The following is an 18,522-nucleotide window of genomic DNA, read 5'->3' on the forward strand; positions in this document are numbered from 1 at the left end:
ACACCGGTGCCGATCAGGAGACCTCGCGACGCGGAGGCGGACGCGGACCCGCTGGACGCGGCGCAGGCCGACCGGGTCCGCGCCGTTCTGGCCCTCGGCGGCGTTCCGCAGGACGATCTCCAGGACGGGCTCCAGCAGGTGCGGCTGCGCCTGCTGGAACGCCGGGCGCGGGGGGAGGACCCGCCGCGTGACGTCGGGGCCTGGGCCACGGTGGTGGCGTCGAACCTCGCCGTGGACTGGCACCGCAGCAAGCACCGGCAGGAACGGGTCAGCGAACGGCTCACCCTGCTGAGCGCGCCCGACGCGCAGATCCACGACGGACCGGAGAGCGGCCTGCTGGCCCTCGCCGTCGCCGAGGGGCTCGACGCCCTGCCCGCGGCCCAGCGGCAGGTGCTGATCCTGCGCCACTACGCGGATCTGTCGGTGCCGCAGATCGCCGAGCAGCTGGGCATTCCGCTGGGCACGGTCAAGAGCAGGCTGTACGCGGCGGCGAAGCTCCTGCGGGAGCGGCTGCGCGTGGAAGAGGCGGTGTGAGGGTGGAGAAGGACGACGAGCTGATGGCGGTCCTGCTGGGTGAGCCGGCCCGCGAGGAGCGCGGGGACGCCGCCGAGCGGCATGCGGCCGCGGAACGGGACATGACCGTGGTACGGGAGCAGCTGCGGTGGATCGGGGACGGGTTGGCCCGCAAGGCCGTCGCGGGGCAGCGGCCGGACCCCGCGCCCGTGCCCGTTCCCGCGCCCCGGAGACGGCGGCTGGGGCTGTTCGTCCTCGCCGCGTCCGTGGCCGTCGCGCTGCTGGGTACGGGTGCGGCATATCTCGTGGCCCACAACGGCGCCGTGCACGGCGGTTCCGACGCCCTGCTCACCGAGGAGGGGCTCGTCGCCTGCTCCCGCGACATCGCCGAGGGCACGGTGGCACGGGTCGAACAGCTGGGCGGGGACGACCGGTTCAGGATCGTCCTTGACGTGGACCGCTCCTACAAGCCGGAGATCGGGGAGCGGCGGCTGATCTTCACCGACCAGGGGCCCAACGTCCCGGAGTACTACAAGACCGGGGCGCGCATGCTGGTCCTGGTGTCCAGCCTGCCCGGCGAGCCCCCGCAGACCTTCCGCGCAGGCGATTCCCACCCTGAGGGCGAGTCTGGGCCGGCCCGTGACGCCCTCGACGTGGGGCGGCAGTTGGTCGAGCAGGCGCTGCCGGGAGCGCAGGACCTCGCCTGCTCCGGCGCCGGCTGATTCCTGCGCCCACCGGTTCCTGCACACGAGAAAGGGGCGGGCGCCCGCACGGACGCCCGCCCCCCAGCCGTACCACCTACGGTGTTACGGCGTGACCTTCTCGATCTTCACATTGCCGACGCCCGCGACCGTGCCGCGCGCGTTCACGAGCTGGACCTGCCCGAAGAACTCACGTCCCTCGGGCGCGGCCGCGGCGGCGGTGACGCTGCCGGAGACCGACGCCGAGGCGCCCGTGCCGAGCTTCACCGGCGTTGACTCGTCGACGGTCACGGTGCCCAGGGCGGCGGAGAAGAAGACGTCCCGGTAGTCGTAGGCCGTGGAGCCGGACGGGATGGCGTAGCCGTACACCTCGATGGTGTACGTGCCGGCGGCCGGGGAGGCGACGGAGACCTGCTCCTCCGAGTCGCCGTCGGCGTCCTGGCCGACGACGTCACCGTTCTTGTCGTAGACCGTCAGGTCCAGGTCGGCGGCCGCGTCGGAGACGTTGCCGATCACGACGTCCAGTGACGTGGCGCCCGCGGGCACCTCGACCGTGGTGGTCTGGGCCTCGCCCTGCTTGATCGTGGGGCGGGTGGTCTTGGAGGAGCCGAGGGGTCCGCCGGCCAGCTTGCCGTCGATCGCGGCGTAGTTGTTCGTCACCTTCCAGGAGGTGGCGGCCGGGGTGCCGACCTTGGCCTCGGGCACGGTCACGGTCTCCGGGTCGAAGGCCGTGCCGAGCACGGTGACGTCCAGCTTGTAGGGGTTGTCGAGCAGCGGCGACGTACGGCGCGACTCGACCTCGATCTCCCAGACGCCGGGCTGCGGGTCGGCGTACGAGCGCACGTCGGGCCTGCAGCCGTTGCCGTCGAGGTAGTTGTTGTAGCAGTACGGGGTGCCGGTGTTGTCGACCGGGACGCCGTACGGGTGGATGGCGATGAACCGGGTCTGGCTCTTGTCCTTCAGCCCGCCGATCGCCACCTCGAGCGACTTGGCGCCCTCGGGCACGGTCACGAAGTACGACTTCGTGCTGTTGCGCTGCACCGAACCCGACGCGGAGTAGGTGTACTTCAGCGGCGCCGAGACCACGACCGTGTTGAGGACCTGCTTGTCGACGCCCTCGGTGCGCGGGTCGTCGACCTCGAGGATCGCGCTCTTCAGGCCCGCGGACCGTGGCGCGGCCTGCACCTTGACGGTCACCGGCTGGTTCAGCGGCAGCCGCACCTCGTCGGAGCCGACGATCCGGAACGTGTCGCCGGCGTTGTTCTCGAAGTCCAGCTCGTGCCGGATCGCGCGGTCGGCGCCGGACGTACGGGTGAGGGTGATCTCGTACGTCTTCTTCTGACCGGCCTTCAGACCGCCCTCACGGTCGTAGAGGCCCGTGCCGTGACCCGGCGTCTTCAGCGCCCAGTCGATCGCGGTGTCGACCGGCGCCTTGACCGTGTACGTGTGGGCGGTGGCGCCGTCGCGGATGGCGTCCCAGGCGTCCACGATGTCGATCAGGCCCGCGCCCTCCTCGTAGGCCTGGACGCCGCTGATGTGGTCGGCGGTCGAGGTGAGCGCCGTGCGCAGGGTCGCCGGGGTGAGGTCGATGCCCTTCTGCTTGGCGGCGGACAGCAGCAGCGCGGAGGCGCCGGCTGCCTGCGGGGAGGCCATCGAGGTGCCCTGGAGCATCGAGTAGCCGGCCGGGAGGCTGTAGCCGGCCTCGGCGACCGGGCCGCCGGGCGACCAGGTCTGCGTGGTGTTGATCGCGGCGCCGGGCGCGGACAGCGTCGGAGTGAAGCCGCCGTCCTCACGCGGGCCGCGCGAGGAGAACGGCATCATCGCGTACCGCTTCTCCACCTTCGAGCCGTAGTTGGCCGCCCAGGTCTCCCTGGAGATGGTCGCGCCGACCGAGATCACCTTGTCGGCGAGGGACGGGTCACCGATGGTGTTGGCGCCGGGGCCGGAGTTGCCCGCGGAGATCACCAGCTGGACGCCGTACTCGTCGATCAGGCGGGTGTAGAGCTCGGCGCGCGCGTTGTTGCCGTCGTTCAGCGCGGGCAGACCGCCGATCGACATGTTGACGATGTCGACGCCCCGGTTGACCACGAGGTCGATCATGCCCTCGGTGAGCGCGACGTTGGTGCAGCCGCCGGACCAGGTGCAGGCGCGGGAGGAGACCAGCTTCGCGCCGGGCGCGGCGCCGTTCATCTCGCCGCCGAACAGGCCGTTGGCGGCGGTGATGCCGGCGACGTGGGTGCCGTGCGAGCCTTCGATGACGCCGATGCTGACGTAGTCAGCCTTGGCGCCCGCCGCGTTGTAGACGACGTCCTTGCGGATCTCGACGACGAACGGGATGCGCTCGACGACGTCGGTGGCCGGGTCGTCGGTGCCGAAGTAGCCGACCTGCAAGCCGTCCTTGTACGGCTTCATGGCCTGGTCGTCGGTGAAGTCGAGGTCGTCGTCGAGGTCGACGCGGGCCGTGCCCGAGGCGGCGTCGTACAGCACGCCCCAGACGTCCGTCTTGTCGCCGTCGCGGTTGAGGTCGCCGGCCATGTCGCCGCCGGTGGTGGCGGACTCGGAGAAGTAGTTGAACTTGTAGGTGCCCTCGGGCGCCTTGAACGTCTCGGTGCCCAGTGACTCGGTGGTGATCGAGAACATCGGGCCGGAGACCGAGGTGGTCATCCGCCGCCAGGTGCCGTCCGCGTCGGCGACCGGGTCGGTGGCGGTCACCCAGTCGACGATCTTGCGCTCACCGGTCGTCGTCTTCTGCAGCGCCGGGTGACCCAGGTCCACGCCCGAGTCGAGGATGCCGATGGTGATGCCGCGGCCGTCCGCCTTCGGGTGGTCCTCGACGAACTCGACGGCGCCCGTCTCGAAGGAGGGGTTGTACGGGTTCTCGGCGGGGGTCTTCTTGCCGGGGGCGGGGTACGTCCCCGTGGCGCCGGCCTCTTGTGAGCCGTTCGGCCTCGGGTCGTCCAGCGGGATCTCCTCGCGCAGGTCGATGCCGTGCACGGAGGACAGCTTCACGGCGGCGGCGATGGCCGCGTCCGCCTTGCCGGTCGGGACGGTGGCACGGACGTAGCCGAGCTTGTCGTGGGTACGGCCCACCAGGCCGCCCTCGACCGAGTCGAGCTGCTCGGCGACCTGCTCGGTCTTGCCCGGCGCGGTGGCGACCATCATCGTGACCGTCTTGTCGCCGTCGGCCTTCGCCTCGGCGAGCAGGTCCGCGTCGTCGGAACCGAGCTTGTCGTGGGCCGACTTGACGCCGGGGTCGGCCGCCGCGGGGGCGTCGGCGGCGACGGCTATCGGAATCGGGCCGGCCGCCGAGAGCGCGGCGACCAGACCGGCGGCCACGGCAATGCGGGCCACGCGTCTCGCGCCCGATATCGGATCGCGCTGGGGGGTGAGGGTCATCGGCATCCCTTGTAGGTAAAGGAACGAGCGTGGAGCGACCGGGCCGATCGGCCCTGGCCGCGGCAGTCCGGAATGTGATCCCGGACGACCGCTCAGCCTTACGCAAGGGGCGGATGTTTGGGGAGAGTTGACCGAGGCGTTATGGGGTATGGCGTAATTCCGCCATGCGTCATGGGGGACGTATGAGGGCGGGCTGTGACATTCCCCTGGGGAGGTGTGCGGCGTTACGCGCGTAGGGCCCTCGGTTGTGAGTGAGCGGAGCGTGACATTCCGGAAAAGGGAAGTTGAAGTGTGTCTTGCCATGCCTGCGTCAAACCTTTACGATCGCCGCGCAGTTGATCTTGGTGTATTGGGTTGGGGTCGGAAGGGTGAATACGTATGCCGGAATCGCGCGTCCCGAAATGGAGAATCTGGGCGGCCGCACTGGCCGTGGTGGTCGTCGCGGGTGGTGTGGCGGGCGGGGTGGCCATGCAGCCGGCGGCCGAGGCCAGGGCCCTGGACAAAGAGCCGGAAGTGGTCGCCCACGCCGTTGAATCCGTGGAATTCGAAAGCGTCGGGCAAATGGCGGTGACGTCGGTCGCAGTGGTCCGGGCGAAGGTGACCGCGGTGAATCCGGGACGCATCGTGGGCGCCGACGAGACCGCCGAGCCGGGCGAGGAGAGCGCGGCCGCCCAGGCCCGCGATGTCACGCTCCAGGTCACCGAGGCGTACTCGCGGAACAACTGGTACAAATTCCCGGACCCGATCACCGTCGAGGAATGGGGCTGGGACGCCAGCGGCGACGGATATCAGGTCAACAACTATTCCTGGAGCGAGGTCGGCAAGGAGTACCTGTTCTTCCTGCTGAAGACGAGCGATCCGCTCCGCTGGAACGTGATTTCCACGGAGGGCCGGGCGGAGATCGACGAGTGGGGGTTTTACCACTCCTCCGCGGAGCCGGGCTCGGCCCTGGCGGGGAGCATCGAGAGCTATGACGTGTTCTCCCTGCCGATCTACCTCCGGCAGATCTACGACACGAAGAACCCGCCCGAGGACATGCCGACCCCGGCCGATATGCCGGCGGCCGGGCCCACCGGATACGAGAGCGCGCCGATCGCGACGCCGACCGCGGAACCCACCGACCTGGGCACCAACGACGGTTCGGAGCCCACTCCGTACCCGTCCTCCAGCTGACGAAAACGGGAGAGAAAATGCCACGTGTGACACGCGCGCCCTGGATCGCGGTGGCGGGAGTGCTGCTGGCCTCCCTGTCCTCGCCGGCCCATGCGAGCCACGACGACGACGGGTTCGACCCGGACAACAGAAGCCAGGCCGTCAAGGGATTCAATCTGACCGTGAAGGGTCAGGGGGCCATGGAATGGGGGAAGCAGCAGCTCGAACGCAGCGTGATCAGCACCTCATGGGGCGGCGGGGACATCGAGGTCCACGACTACAAGACCACCGGAGTGGACTGGGCGGCCCAGACCCGGTGCAAGGACTGGAACGCGCTGTGGACGTCCTGTGACGTCATCACCATCCAGTTCAACACCGCCATGTACCACAGCGATTGGGAATGGCTCGTCATGGGGTGCCACGAATTCGGTCACACCGGCGACCTGGGCCACCGCTCGAAGAGCAATGACACGGACAACAATTCCTGCATGCGCAGCACTGTCCAGTCCGCCTACTACAAGTTCGACACCCACGACCTGAACGCGATCCAGGCGGGCACGTGATGGCGCGGCGCACGGGCCTGCGCGTGGGAGTCGCGTCGGTCGTCGTCGCCCTCGGCGTGGGAATCACGGGCTACCAGTGGGCGACAGCGAACAACTTCGCAGACCGCAAGGCCCAGGACTCCTTCTGCCGGGCGGCGAGCCCCCTGGACCTGCAGAGCGCGCATGACCTGACACTCCACAAGAAGCACCACATTCTTGAGGAGGTGCGGGAGTTCGCGCCGGACGGCGTCCGCGGCGACTTCGACGCCCTGCTCGACTGGTACGAGCACTTCGACCCCGAGGACGAGAAGGACGCCCGCGAGGCGAGCTTCGCCGTGGGGGAGTTCATCGAACGCAGTTGCAGCGAGATCAATATCGGAGGTATCCGGGCCAAGGGCGACTGAACGGCTCGCACACCGCGGCAGGTCAGGAAAGGGCGGGTCCCCGCAGTCGGGGGCCCGCCCTTCCGTGTGCTCGCGTCAGGCCTCCCGCGACCGCGCGTAGTGCCGGGACGCCTTCGCGCGGTTGCCGCACGCCGCCATCGAGCACCAGCGGCGCGTGCCGTTGCGCGAGGTGTCGAAGAAGTGCAGCACGCATGCCTCGTGGGCGCAGTGGCGGATCCGGTCCGGCGCGGTGGTGAGCAACTCCAGGTAGTCGCGCGCGGCGAGCCAGGCCGGCCCCCACGCCGCGTCCCGGAACTCGGCCCGCTCGCCCGGCCCCTCGGCGGTGAGGACGGCCCGGATCCGCCCGTGGGAGAGGACGGCGTCGACGAGGTCCGCACCCTTCTCCAACGACCCGTCGACCGCGGCCGTCAGGGCGTCGCGCCCCTGCAGTAGGTGCCGCAGGGTCGCCGCGTCGGCGGCGAAACGGTCATCGAGCCCGTTCGTGGCAAGCCAGACCGCGAGCCCGTCGGTGTCGGCGAGCAGGTCTCGCGCGGTCCCGTCCGCGATCCACCGTGTGTTGAGCAGGTCGAGCGAGAGCGGCTCACCGGTGAGCGGGCGCGGATCGCGGACGGCGGACATGTGTGGACTCCCTTCACCGCTAACCGTTCAAGAGTACGTGACCGGTTGACGCTCACCGATTCTAACCGCTAATCTCAAGTAGAGAGGTTATATCAGTGCAGTCAGTGATCTACGGAAGGGCACAGCCATGACCCTGCGCACCGGCCACATCGGCCTGAACGTCACCGACCTCGACCGCTCGCTCGCCTTCTACCGCGACGTTCTCGGCTTCGCCCTGCTGGCGGAGGGCAAGGAGGACGACCGGCGGTACGCGTTCCTGGGCGAGGAGGGACACCTGGTCCTCACTCTCTGGCAGCAGGCGCAGCAGCCGTACGAGGGCGGCCGCGCCGGCCTGCACCACCTCGCGCTGGAGGCGGACTCGATCGAGCAGGTCAGGAAGTACGAGGCGGCGCTGCGGGCGTACGGGGCGGAGTTCGCGTACGAGGGAGTGGTGGCCCACAGTGAGGGCGCGGCCTCGGGCGGCATCTTCTTCCACGACCCCGACGGCACCCGCCTGGAGATCTCCGTCCCGAGCGGCGTCGAGGGCGCCCCGGCACCCACCGAGTCTGCTCCGACCTGCGGTTTCTTCTAGCCATGGGCGTCTATCACGAAGGCTCGCGCGCCGTGCAGGACCGCGTCGGCGTCCGTGACCTCGCCGACCACGTCGGCCGGTCCGTCGGTCCGGGCATCCGACCGGTCGCCGCAGCCTTCCTGGAACTGCAACCGCTGCTGGTGTTGGGCGCCGCCGACCCGGCGACCGGCAGGGTGTGGGCCTCGCCGCTCACCGGCACCCCCGGCTTCGTCCGCGCCACCGGCCCGCACCGCGTCTCCGTGGCGTCTCGGCCACCCCTGACCGACCCGCTCGCGACGGCCCTGGCCACCCTGGGCACCCCCGTCGGTACCCTCACCCTGGACCCCCGCACCCGCCGCCGTATGCGCCTCAACGGACGTGCCGAGCCCACGGCGCGGGGTTTCGCGATCGAGGCCGACCGGGTCTTCTCCAACTGCCCCAAATACCTCCAGAAGAGGGAGGCGTACGAGCTGCTGCCCGACCGCATGCCGCAAGCGCCCCGGCACGCCACGGAACTCACCCCCACGCAGGCCGAGTTCATCGAGGCGGCCGACACTTTCTTCCTCGCCACCGTGCACCCGGACGGCGCCGACACCAGTCACCGGGGCGGCAACCCCGGCTTCGTACGTGTCGCGTCACCAACCGAACTGACCTGGCTCGACTACCCCGGCAACGCCATGTTCCTGACCCTCGGCAACCTCGTCGCCGACCCGCGCGCGGGCCTGCTCCTCCTCGACTGGACGACCGGCACCACGCTCCAGCTGACGGGTGAGGCCCGCACCGAGTTCGCCCCCGACGGCCGGCGCACGGTCCACTTCACCGTCCAGGAGGCCGTCGAGAGCCCGTCGGCCGTCCCGCTGCGCTGGTCCGCGCCCGAATACTCGCCTGCCAACCCGGAGCCGGCGCGTTAACGTCCCTGCGTGCGCAAGAAGCTGAGGGTGGCGGCCTACGCCATATGCGTCCGCGACGGCCAGGTCCTGCTCGCCCGCTCCCCGGCACCCGACGGCACCCCCGAGTGGGTGCTGCCCGGCGGCGGCATGGAACACGGGGAGGACCCCTACGACACCGTCCGCCGTGAGGTGCGCGAGGAGACCGGCTACCGCATCGAGGTCACCGGCATCCTCGGCGTCCACTCCCTCCACCGCACCTTTCCCGGCCGCCGTTTCCGCCCGGCGACCGACCACCACGGCGTACGCCTCGTGTACGAGGGGACGGTCGTCGGCGGCGAACTGCGGCACGAGATCGGGGGCTCCACCGACATGGCCGCCTGGCACGAGCTGGACGCCGTGCCCGCGCTGCGCCGCATCGGGCTGGTCGACCTGGGCCTGAAACTGTGGCGCGAACGCCCGGCCGCGGGGCGCGTCGACCTGCCCTAGAAACAGGGGTGTTACCCCGTCAGATGAACGCCGAGTGACCGCCCACGGGCCGTTCGACGAGCGGCCGTGGGCGCGCAGGGTAGCTCAAGATCGACGTACGGTGATCGGCGCTGCCCGTTGGCGTCTCATTAACGCGCAGGTCATTCCCGGTGCCAACGATCCAGAGCGAGCGGGGGGTTCGCGACGCGGCCGTCCGCGACCACTGCCGACGCGTTCGCACTCGGGGAGAGAAGCGCCATGTCGCGCACACGCTCTGTCGCCAGCTCCGCCGCCTCCGCACTGGCGGTCAACCGCCGTACGGTCCTCGCCGCCGCCGGAGCGGTGTCCCTGTCCGCCGGTGTCGGCTACGCCCTGCGCCCCACCGACAGCGAGGCCGCGCCCGCCGCCGCGGCCCCGGAGGGCGAGGCGCCGATCGCGTCCTCCCGCAAGGCGCCCGTCGGGCCGCTCGCCCCGTACACCCGCGGCACCACCCTCGCCACCGTCGCCGCGCCCCGCACCAGCTCCGGTTACCGCCGGCTCGGCGACGGCCCCGGCTGGCGGCGCGTCGTACGCAACGAGCTCGCCGCCCCCAAATCCGGCCGCGGCGAACGCCGTACCGCACTGGCCGCGTTCGTGCAGCTCACCGACCTGCACCTCATCGACGCCCAGCACCCGCTGCGCCTGGAGTTCCTGCGCTCCACCGACGTGCACGCCTGGCGGCCGCAGGAACTGCTGACCGTGCAGGGTGCTGTCTCACTGGTCGAGCGGGTCAACGCGCTGCGGGGCGCCCCCGTCACCGGCGCCCCGCTGCACTTCGCCATGACGACCGGCGACAACACCGACAACAACGCCCGCACCGAACTGGAGTGGTTCCTGACCGTCATGAGCGGCGGCCGCATCACCCCCAACTCCGGTGACCCGCGCCGTTACGAGGGCGTCCAGAACAGCGGCCTGAAGCAGTTCTGGCAGCCCGACTCCAGCGTCCGCGACGCCGACAAGGAGCGCGGCTTCCCGCACCTCGACGGCTTCCTCGCCGCCGCCGTCCGCGAACTGCAGAGCCCCGGCCTCAACCTGCCCTGGTACTCCACCGTCGGCAACCACGACTCCCTCCCGCTCGGCTGCTACGGCCACGGCGACCCCTACCTCGCCGACTTCGCCGTCGGCGGCAGGAAGCTGATGAGCCTCGCCCCGGCCGAGGCGAAGAAGCTCCAGGACACCATCAAGCAGGCCACGGACCCGATCGGCACCCAGTTCCGCGACCTGCTCAAGGCCCACACCCGCGACCTGCGCCCCATCACCCCGGACGAGCGCCGCGCCCCCTACACCCCGGCCGAGTACGTCAAGGCCCACCTCGACCCCGCGTACACCGGCCCGGGCCCGGTCGGCCACGGCTACTCCACGGCCAACGTGGAGGCGGGCACCCAGTACTACAGCTTCCGCATCGCCGACGACGTCATCGGCATCAGCCTCGACACCACCGATCCCGGCGGCCACTACGCGGGCTCCATCGGCTCGGCGCAGCTGCGCTGGCTGGACCGCACGCTGCGCGAGAACAGGGACTCGTACGCGATCGTCTTCAGCCATCACACCAGCAAGACGATGGACAACCCGCGCCCCGACCCGGCCCGTCCGAACGAGCGCCGACACAACGGCGACGACGTCCTCGCCGTGCTCGGTCGCCACCGCAACGTCCTCGCCTGGGTGAACGGCCATATCCACCGCAACGACATCACCCCGCACACCGGCTCCGCCGGCCACTCCTTCTGGGAGATCTCCACCGCCTCGCACGTCGACTTCCCGCAGCTCGCCCGGGTCATCGAACTGGTCGACAACAAGGACGGCACCCTGTCGGTCTTCACCACGCTGGTGGAGTCGGCGGCCCCGCACCGCACGGACTTCACCGACCTCTCCCAGACCGGCCTCGCCGCCCTCTACCGCGAACTCTCCTTCAACGCCCCCGGCGCCCGCACCGACCTGGCCGGCACCTCACGCGACCGCAACACCGAGCTCCTGCTGAAGAAGGGCTGAAACCCGACCGACCGGGGCGCGGCCGGGCCATGCACGAGGAGGGGCCGCCGGGTTCGGTGGCCCCTCCTCTCCCCTCCTGGCGACTGTCCCGGTCCGTCACTACCGGGGCAGCACCACGACATACGCCGCCGGGTCCCGGTCCGCCGACGCCATCAGCGCCGTACGGACGACGGTCGCCTGCTGCTCCATCGAGTCCCGCAGCTTCTTCGGCGTGACGTGGACGACCGTGATGCCCAGCCGCTCCAGGTGCTCACGCTTGCGGGCGTACTCCGACCACAGCCCGTCGTCGTCCTGCCGATGGCCCTGACGCGGCGCCCGGGTGTCCAGCTCGAGCGCGACCGCCTGCTCCGGCCAGTAGGCGTCCAGACCGCCGAGGTGGGGGCCGCCCGGCAGCCGCAGATCGACGTTCCAGACCGGGTCCGGCAGACCGTACTCCCGCACCATCCGGTACAGCCGGTCCTCCGCGATCGCCCGGCCCTCGGCCAGCAGCGAGTCCACCGCGTCCACCACATGCGGTCGGCTCAGCAGCTTCGCGTTGGTCAACTCCCGTACCACCACCGCCGGTTCGCAGTGTCGGCCGCGCACCGCCTCGGTCAGCAGCCGGCGCACGGCACCCGCGTCCGCCAGATCCGCCACCGCGTCGGCCAGCGCGCGCGGCACCGGAGCCACCGGTACGCCGATGACCTGCTGGGGGGTGGGCAGGGCCGAGGTGCGGACGATGCGCACACAGCCCGTCGAGCGGAGCCGGCGCAGCCGGGGGACCAGGACGTCGATACGGTCCAGGGAGAGCAGCGGGGGAGCGGCCGAGAAACCGTGCAGGTTCAGCGCCGCGAGACCGGTGATCATCGCCTCGGCGTACACGGGACGGTGCGGTTCGTCCGCGCCCGGTTGGGAGGGCACGCCCGGCGACGACTCGCGGGCCGCGTACATCAGCACCGCGTGCAGCCGCTCCTCGCTGGTCGGCGGGCCGGGGTGGAGGAGGAACACGCCCGGCAGGATCTGCTGCCAGGGGCCGCCGGAGCGGCACTGCTCGTTCATCTCCGCGGCGGGGACACCGTGCGAGCGGAGCTGGGCGGCCGTCATGACACGGCGGTGCACCTCGGAGAGGTGACGCAGGGGGCGGGGGGAGAGCGGGGTGTTGTGGTTCATGACCCCGAAGTTCCCGTACCCGAACGGCTCCCTAACCGCTGTTACACGCCCGTCGACAATTCCGGACAAGCTCGCCCTAAAGGACGGATGTTCGGATGCCGAAACCCCCTGGTCCGTTCAGGTGGGCCAGAAGGGTTACGGTTCCGATTACCCGGATTCAGTAACGACTTACGACCGCCCCGCGACCGCCGCCTGGCTGTGGGCAGTCGTTCCGCAGGGCGATGGGGGAGGGCGGGCACAGCCCTCAGCGCCGGGCCCCGGCAAACCCGCCCCGGCGACAGCTGGCCCGCATCACACGCCTAGCCGGCGGCAGCCACATCGCACGCCTGCCCCCGCAGCGCCCGCGCCAGGTCGTCCCGTGCCTCCAGCACCAGTCGCCGCAGCGCCGGCGCCGCGTCCTCGTGGGCCGCGAGCCAGGCGTCCGTCGCGTCCAGCGTGGCCTGCGACTGCTGGAGCGCCGGGAACAGGCCCCGGACCACGTCCATGCCGATCTGGATGGACCGCTCGGCCCACACCCGCTCGATCGCCGCGAAGTACTTCTCGGCGTACGGTGCGAGCAACTCCCGCTGCGACGGCTGGGTGAAGCCCGCGATGGTCGCCTCGACCAGGGCGTTGGACAGCGCGTCCGACTCGACCACCTGCGCCCACGCCTGCGCCTTCACCGCCGCCGACGGCCGCGCGGCCAGGCAGCGCACCTGGTGGCGCTTGCCGGACGCGGTGTCGTCCCGGGCCAGTTCGGCGGCCAGCTCCTTCTCGCCGACGACGCCGTGCGTGGCCAGGGTGTCCAGGAGCGCCCAGCGCAGCTCCTGGTCGACCTCCAGACCGTCGACCGTCGCCGAGCCGTCGAGCAGGCCCGTCAGCAGCTGAAAGCCCGGCTCGTCGGTCACCCGGGCGAAGAACCGTGCCCACGCCAGCTGGTGTTCGCTGCCGTGCTCGGCGGCGTACAGCTGGACCACCGCGCCCTGAGTGAGCAGCCGGGAGCCCTGTTCCCGCCACTCCGGCGCCGCGTAGTGCGTCAGCGCCGACTCGGCCCACGCGTGCAGCATCTGCAGCACACCGATGTCGGACTCCCGGTCCGCGAACTTCAGCACCAGGCCGATGAACTCCCGCGCCGGCAGCAGGGCGTCCCGCGTCATGTTCCACAGCGCCGACCAGCACAGGGCGCGCGCCAGCGGGTCGGTCATGCCGCCGAGAGCGGCACGCAACGTCGCCAGGGACGTCTCGTCGAAGCGGGTCTTGCAGTACGTCAGGTCGTCGTCGTTGACCAGCACCAGCTCCGGCGCCTCGGCGCCCGCCAGCTCCGTCACGACCGTCCGCGGCCCGTCGACGTCCGCCTCGGTCTGCGCGTACCGCTCCAGCGCCCCGTCCGCGCCCCGCCGGTACAGACCCACCGCCACCCGGTGCGGACGCAGCTCCGGGTGCGACTCCGCGGCTTCCTGCACCACCGCCAGCTCGTCGATCCGGCCCTCGGCGTCCAGCAGCACCTGCGGGGTCAGCGAGTTGACGCCCGCCGTCTGCAGCCACGCCCGCGCCCACGCCCCCATGTCCCGGCCGCTGGTCTCCTCCAGCACCGACAGCAGATCGCCGAGCCGCGTGTTGCCGTACGCGTGCCGCTTGAAGTAGCGCCGCGCGCCCTCCAGGAACGCGTCCTGGCCGACGTACGCCACCAGCTGCTTCAGAACCGAAGCCCCCTTGGCGTACGTGATGCCGTCGAAGTTGAGCTTCGCGTCCTGCAGGTCACGGATGTCCGCCGTGATCGGGTGCGTGGAGGGCAGCTGGTCGGCGCGGTACGCCCACGCCTTGCGCCGGTTGGCGAAGGTGATCCAGCCGTCCTTGAAACGGGTCGCGCCGACCAGTGAGAAGGCGCCCATGAAGTCGGCGAAGGACTCCTTCAGCCACAGGTCGTCCCACCACTCCATGGTGACCAGGTCGCCGAACCACATGTGCGCCATCTCGTGCAGGATCACGTTCGCCCGGCCCTCGTACGACGCCCGCGTCACCTTGCCGCGGAAGATGAACTCCTCCCGGAAGGTCACCATCCCCGGGTTCTCCATCGCGCCGAGGTTGTACTCGGGCACGAACGCCTGGTCGTACTTCCCGAAGGGGTACGGGTAGTCGAAGTGGTCGTGGAAGAAGTCCAGGCCCTGCTTGGTGACCAGGAAGACGTCGTCGGAGTCGAAGTAGGGCGCGAGGCCCTTGCGGCACATGGCGCCGAGGGGGATCTCCAGCGTCGTACCGTCGCCGAAGGTGCGGGAGTACGTGTCCGTCACATAGTGGTACGGACCCGCCACCACGCAGGTGATGTACGTGGAGATCGGCTTGGTCTCCGCGAACCGCCATACCCCGTCGGCGAGTTGGCCGACACCGTTGCTCCACACCGTCCAGCCTTCCGGCGCCTGCACCTCGAAACGGAAGGGCGCCTTCAGATCCGGCTGCTCGAAGGTGGCGAAGACCCGGCGGGAGTCGGCCGGCTCGTACTGGGTGTACAGGTACACCTCGCCGTCCTCGGGGTCGACGAAGCGGTGCAGGCCCTCGCCGGTGCGCGAGTAGGCGCACTGGGCGTCGACGATCAGTTCGTTGTCGGCGGCGAGGTCCTCCAGCAGGATGCGGGTGCCGTCGAAGACCTCGCTGGGGTCGAGGTCCCTGCCGTTGAGCGAGACCGCGGTGACGCTCGGCGCGATCAGGTCCGCGAAGCCGGCCGCGCCCGGCTCGGCGCAGCGGAACCGGATCGTGGTCACGGACCGGAAGGTCCGCGGCCCGCCGTCCCCGGCGTCGGCACCCACCGCGGAGCGCACGTCGAGGGACACCTCGTACCCGTCGACGGACAGCAGGGCGGCCCGCTCCCGGGCCTCGTCGCGGGACAGATTCTCACCGGGCACGGGCGGCGCTCCCTCAGGCTGGTCTCGGCTACGGCTGATCAGGACCGATCCTGCCATGTGCCCCTGACGCCAGGCAGCAGGGAATGCTCGGGGGGACGGTCGATGTTGCGCGTTAAAAGACCGCTTACCGAGGAGAGCCATGTCCGAGACCGCGACGACCTCCGGCAAGAAGACCCGCGTCGACTTCTGGTTCGACCCCCTGTGCCCGTGGGCGTGGATGACCTCCCGCTGGGTGCTGGAGGTGGAGAAGGTCCGTGACATCGAGGTGCACTGGCACATCATGAGCCTGGCGGTGCTGAACGAGGACAAGCTGGACGAGCTGCCCGAGGAATACCGGGAGATGCTCGCGAAGACGGCCTGGCAGCCGGCCCGGGTGGTGACCGCGGCCTGGCAGAAGCACGGTGCCGAGGTCCTGGGCCCGCTCTACACCGCTCTGGGCACCCGCTTCCACAACCGTGGCGAGGGCCCGACCCGGGAGTCCGTCGCCGCCGCCCTGGCCGAGGCGGACCTGCCCGCGGACCTGATCGACTACTTCGACCAGGAGGACTTCGAGTTCGACGCCCAGCTGCGCGCCTCGCACAAGGAGGGCATCGACAAGGTCGGCCAGGAGGTGGGCACCCGGTCATCTCCGTCCCCGGCCCCGACGGCGAGGAGATCGCCTTCTTCGGTCCGGTCGTCACGCCCGCCCCCAAGGGCGAGGAGGCCGCCCGCCTGTGGGACGGCACCCTCGCGGTGGCATCGGTCCCCGGCTTCTACGAGATCAAGCGCACCCGCACCAAGGGGCCGGACTTCAGCAACCTGTGAGCTCCACAACGGAGGCGGCCCCGCGAGTCACGTCCTCGCGGGGCCGCCCCTTTTCTCCGCCTGCCGCGTGAAAGGTGAGAAGACGATCACGAGACAGGACGACTCGACGGGCCGTTACGGCGCCAGCAGCAGCACATCCGCCCGGGACTTCGCGGCCTCGTAACGCCGGGCCACGTCCTGCCAGTTGACGACCTGCCACATGGCCTCGATGAAGTCCACCTTCTGGTTCCTGTACTGCAGGTAGAAGGCGTGCTCCCAGGCGTCGAAGACGAGGATCGGCGTCGCGCCCTGGCCGACGTTGCCCTGGTGGTCGTAGACCTGCTCGACGATCAGCCGACCGCTCAGCGGCTCGTACGCCAGCACACCCCAGCCGGAGCCCTGGGTGGTGGCCGACGCCTTGGTCATCTGCGCCTTGAACCCGGCGAAGGAGCCGAACGATTCGGTGATGGCGTCCGCGAGGTCGCCCACCCCGTCCACGGCGAGGGGCTCCCCGCCACCGTCCTCGGTCATATTGCCCCAGTAGATGCTGTGCAGGATGTGCCCGGACAGATGGAAGGCCAGGTTCTTCTCCAGGCCGTTGATCGAGCCCCACTGCTCCTTGTCCCGCGCCTCGGCGAGCTGCTCCAGCGTGTCGTTGGCGCCCTTCACATACGCCGCGTGGTGCTTGTCGTGATGCAGCTCGATGATCTCGGGGCTGATCACGGGGGCGAGCGCGGAGTAGTCGTAGGGCAGTTCCGGGAGTGTGTAGACGGGCATGGAGGGTCCCCTCAGAGGCTTATTGCAAGTAGCTTGCAACAACAAGCTAACAGCAGAAAAGCCCCCGTGTGATCCACACGGGGGCCTTCGAGCCGTCGGGACGCCGGGTCAGCTCCTGGCGCGCGCCTTCTGCCACGCGTACCCGACGACCGCCAGAAACAGCGTCATACCGCCCGTCGAGTACAGCTGCACCCGGGTGTCCGGCTCCCGCGCCATCAGGACGAAGATCGCCACCATGCCCGCCAGCGCGACCCAGGTCAGCGCCGGGAACGCCCACATCCGCACGACCAGCTTGTCCGGCGCTTCACGCTCCAGCCGCCTCCGCAGCCGCAGCTGGGAGACCGCGATGAAGATCCAGACGACCAGGATCACCGTGCCGATCATGTTCAGCAGCCAGGGGAAGACGTCGTCCGGCCGCCAGTAGCTCAGCACCACGCACACGAAGCCGAACACGGACGACGCGAGGACGGCGATCCGCGGAACCCCGGCCGACACTCGGCCGAGAGTCTTCGGTCCCTGCCCGCGCTCGACGAGTGAGTACGCGATGCGCGAGGAGCCGTAGATGTTGGCGTTCATGGCGCTCAGCAGCGCCACCAGGACCACGACGTTCATCAGCTGGCCGGCACCGGGGATGCCGAGGTGGTCGAGGGCGGCGACGTACGGGCCCTTCTCGACGATCTCCTCGGAGTCCCAGGGGACGAGGGTGACGACGACCGCCATCGAGCCGATGTAGAAGAGGGCGATGCGCCACATGGCCGTACGGACCGCGCTCGCCACGCCACTGATCGGGTTCTCCGACTCGGCCGCCGCGATGGTGACCGTCTCCATGCCGCCGTAGGCGAACACCGAGGCCAGCAGACCGATGATCAGGCCCTCGCTGCCGTTCGGGAGGAAACCGCCCTCACCGGTGAGGTTCGCCGTCCCCGGCACGTCCGTGCCCGGCAGGACGCCCGCGATTGCCAGCACGCCGAGCACCAGGAACAGCGAGATCGCGCCGACCTTCAGCGCCGCGAACCAGAACTCGAACTCGCCGAAGTTCTTCACCGCGGCAAGGTTGGCCCCGCAGAACACCACCATGAACAGCGCCACCCACGCCCACTCCGGCGTGCCCGGCAGCCAGCCGGTGACGATCTTCGCGGCGCCGATGCCCTCCAGGCCGACGGCCGTGCACAGCAGCACCCAGAACGACCAGCCCGCGGTGAACCCGGCCCACGGCCCGATCGCCCGCTCGGCATGCGCGGAGAAGGACCCCGAGGAGGGATACGCGGCGGACATCTCGCCCAGCATCCGCATCACCAGCATCACCAGGAGGCCGGAGAGGATGTAGGCGACGACGATCGAGGGCCCGGCAGCGGCGATACCGGCGCCGGAGCCGACGAACAGCCCGGCGCCGATCACGCCACCGAGGGCGATCATCGACAGGTGGCGCTGCTTCAGGCCATGGGAAAGGGACGCGTCCGACTTCGGCGGCGTCTCGACAGGGGTGCTGGGCATGGGCGCGGCTCGTCCATTACGTTCGTACGGGAGAGGGGTAAAACGCCCACAGTCTGGGCGGCGGTCCCACTCGCGGGGCGCGGTGTTCACTATCCGGACACCGGAGACACGGAGTGTACGGCTACGCTCACGGGGTGGCCCGAGTGAATGTGGGTGGGACATGCGGATTGGTGGAACCCTA

At 70.3% G+C, this 18,522-nt stretch carries 15 protein-coding genes and 1 pseudogene; 10 read left to right on the forward strand and 6 right to left on the reverse strand.

Translation table 11 applies throughout. The annotated features are described in order from the left end of the window. Positions 1 to 6 precede the first annotated feature (6 nt). A complete protein-coding gene (locus tag ACKTSN_RS30760) occupies positions 7 to 534 on the forward strand; it encodes an RNA polymerase sigma factor (RefSeq protein WP_409472089.1) in 528 nt (175 codons plus the stop codon). Then, entirely contained in the window at positions 531 to 1,235 is a 705-nt protein-coding gene (locus ACKTSN_RS30765; protein WP_409472090.1) for a hypothetical protein, read from the forward strand. Before ACKTSN_RS30760 ends, ACKTSN_RS30765 begins: the two co-directional genes overlap by 4 nt. A gap of 84 nt (positions 1,236 to 1,319) precedes the next feature. Here ACKTSN_RS30765 and ACKTSN_RS30770 read toward each other — a convergent pair whose 3' ends face one another. Continuing rightward, positions 1,320 to 4,610, reverse strand: coding sequence for a S8 family serine peptidase (locus ACKTSN_RS30770; RefSeq protein WP_409472091.1), 3,291 nt, complete (start codon positions 4,608 to 4,610; stop codon positions 1,320 to 1,322). Between the two features lie 378 nt (positions 4,611 to 4,988). Here ACKTSN_RS30770 and ACKTSN_RS30775 point away from each other — a divergent pair, with 378 nt between their 5' ends. From ACKTSN_RS30775 to ACKTSN_RS30785, 3 genes are read left to right on the forward strand one after another with little or no spacing between them, the layout of a single operon-like run. Then, on the forward strand, positions 4,989 to 5,783 hold the full coding sequence (locus ACKTSN_RS30775; RefSeq protein ID WP_409472092.1) for a hypothetical protein: 795 nt from the start codon (positions 4,989 to 4,991) through the stop codon (positions 5,781 to 5,783). Between the two features lie 26 nt (positions 5,784 to 5,809). After that, the gene (locus ACKTSN_RS30780; RefSeq protein WP_224739468.1) at positions 5,810 to 6,325 is read left to right on the forward strand and encodes a hypothetical protein; all 516 of its coding nucleotides are present in this window, start codon (positions 5,810 to 5,812) and stop codon (positions 6,323 to 6,325) included. Then, positions 6,325 to 6,708, forward strand: a complete 384-nt coding sequence (locus ACKTSN_RS30785; RefSeq protein WP_409472093.1) for a hypothetical protein — start codon at positions 6,325 to 6,327, stop codon at positions 6,706 to 6,708. Before ACKTSN_RS30780 ends, ACKTSN_RS30785 begins: the two co-directional genes overlap by 1 nt. Before the next feature lie 75 nt (positions 6,709 to 6,783). On the opposite strand, the gene ACKTSN_RS30790 is transcribed toward ACKTSN_RS30785, so the two are convergent. Further along, positions 6,784 to 7,326 (reverse strand): CGNR zinc finger domain-containing protein, encoded by a 543-nt coding sequence (locus ACKTSN_RS30790; RefSeq protein WP_409472094.1) that lies wholly within the window; start codon positions 7,324 to 7,326, stop codon positions 6,784 to 6,786. Between the two features lie 127 nt (positions 7,327 to 7,453). Here ACKTSN_RS30790 and ACKTSN_RS30795 point away from each other — a divergent pair, with 127 nt between their 5' ends. From ACKTSN_RS30795 to ACKTSN_RS30810, 4 genes are all read left to right on the forward strand, one after another. Then, positions 7,454 to 7,897: a VOC family protein gene (locus tag ACKTSN_RS30795; RefSeq protein ID WP_409472095.1), complete on the forward strand. Its 444-nt coding sequence runs from the start codon at positions 7,454 to 7,456 to the stop codon at positions 7,895 to 7,897. Positions 7,898 to 7,899: 2 nt separating this feature from the next. Next, entirely contained in the window at positions 7,900 to 8,787 is an 888-nt protein-coding gene (locus ACKTSN_RS30800) for a pyridoxamine 5'-phosphate oxidase family protein (RefSeq protein WP_409472096.1), read from the forward strand. A 9-nt stretch (positions 8,788 to 8,796) separates the two neighbouring features. Further along, positions 8,797 to 9,252 carry an NUDIX hydrolase gene (locus ACKTSN_RS30805; protein ID WP_409472097.1) on the forward strand — a complete coding sequence of 152 codons (456 nt, stop codon included), beginning with the start codon at positions 8,797 to 8,799 and terminating at the stop codon, positions 9,250 to 9,252. Positions 9,253 to 9,489: 237 nt separating this feature from the next. Further along, the gene (locus tag ACKTSN_RS30810; RefSeq protein WP_409472098.1) at positions 9,490 to 11,259 is read left to right on the forward strand and encodes a TIGR03767 family metallophosphoesterase; all 1,770 of its coding nucleotides are present in this window, start codon (positions 9,490 to 9,492) and stop codon (positions 11,257 to 11,259) included. 99 nt (positions 11,260 to 11,358) lie between these two features. Here the strand turns inward: ACKTSN_RS30810 and ACKTSN_RS30815 are convergent, their stop codons facing one another. Together ACKTSN_RS30815 and pepN are read right to left on the reverse strand one after the other, a co-directional pair. Further along, positions 11,359 to 12,408 carry a hypothetical protein gene (locus ACKTSN_RS30815; protein ID WP_409472099.1) on the reverse strand — a complete coding sequence of 350 codons (1,050 nt, stop codon included), beginning with the start codon at positions 12,406 to 12,408 and terminating at the stop codon, positions 11,359 to 11,361. A 299-nt stretch (positions 12,409 to 12,707) separates the two neighbouring features. Continuing rightward, a complete protein-coding gene (pepN, locus tag ACKTSN_RS30820) occupies positions 12,708 to 15,287 on the reverse strand; it encodes an aminopeptidase N (protein ID WP_409472100.1) in 2,580 nt (859 codons plus the stop codon). A 139-nt stretch (positions 15,288 to 15,426) separates the two neighbouring features. Here pepN and ACKTSN_RS30825 point away from each other — a divergent pair. Then, positions 15,427 to 16,091: pseudogene (locus ACKTSN_RS30825) on the forward strand (DsbA family protein). Between the two features lie 114 nt (positions 16,092 to 16,205). Here ACKTSN_RS30825 and ACKTSN_RS30830 read toward each other — a convergent pair. Then, positions 16,206 to 16,847 carry a superoxide dismutase gene (locus ACKTSN_RS30830; RefSeq protein WP_409472101.1) on the reverse strand — a complete coding sequence of 214 codons (642 nt, stop codon included), beginning with the start codon at positions 16,845 to 16,847 and terminating at the stop codon, positions 16,206 to 16,208. Between the two features lie 108 nt (positions 16,848 to 16,955). Then, the gene (locus ACKTSN_RS30835) at positions 16,956 to 18,341 is read right to left on the reverse strand and encodes an amino acid permease (RefSeq protein WP_409472102.1); all 1,386 of its coding nucleotides are present in this window, start codon (positions 18,339 to 18,341) and stop codon (positions 16,956 to 16,958) included. Between the last annotated feature and the right edge of the window lie 181 nt (positions 18,342 to 18,522).

Source organism: Streptomyces flavusporus, from assembly GCF_046267975.1.
Classification (GTDB): domain Bacteria; phylum Actinomycetota; class Actinomycetes; order Streptomycetales; family Streptomycetaceae; genus Streptomyces; species Streptomyces flavusporus.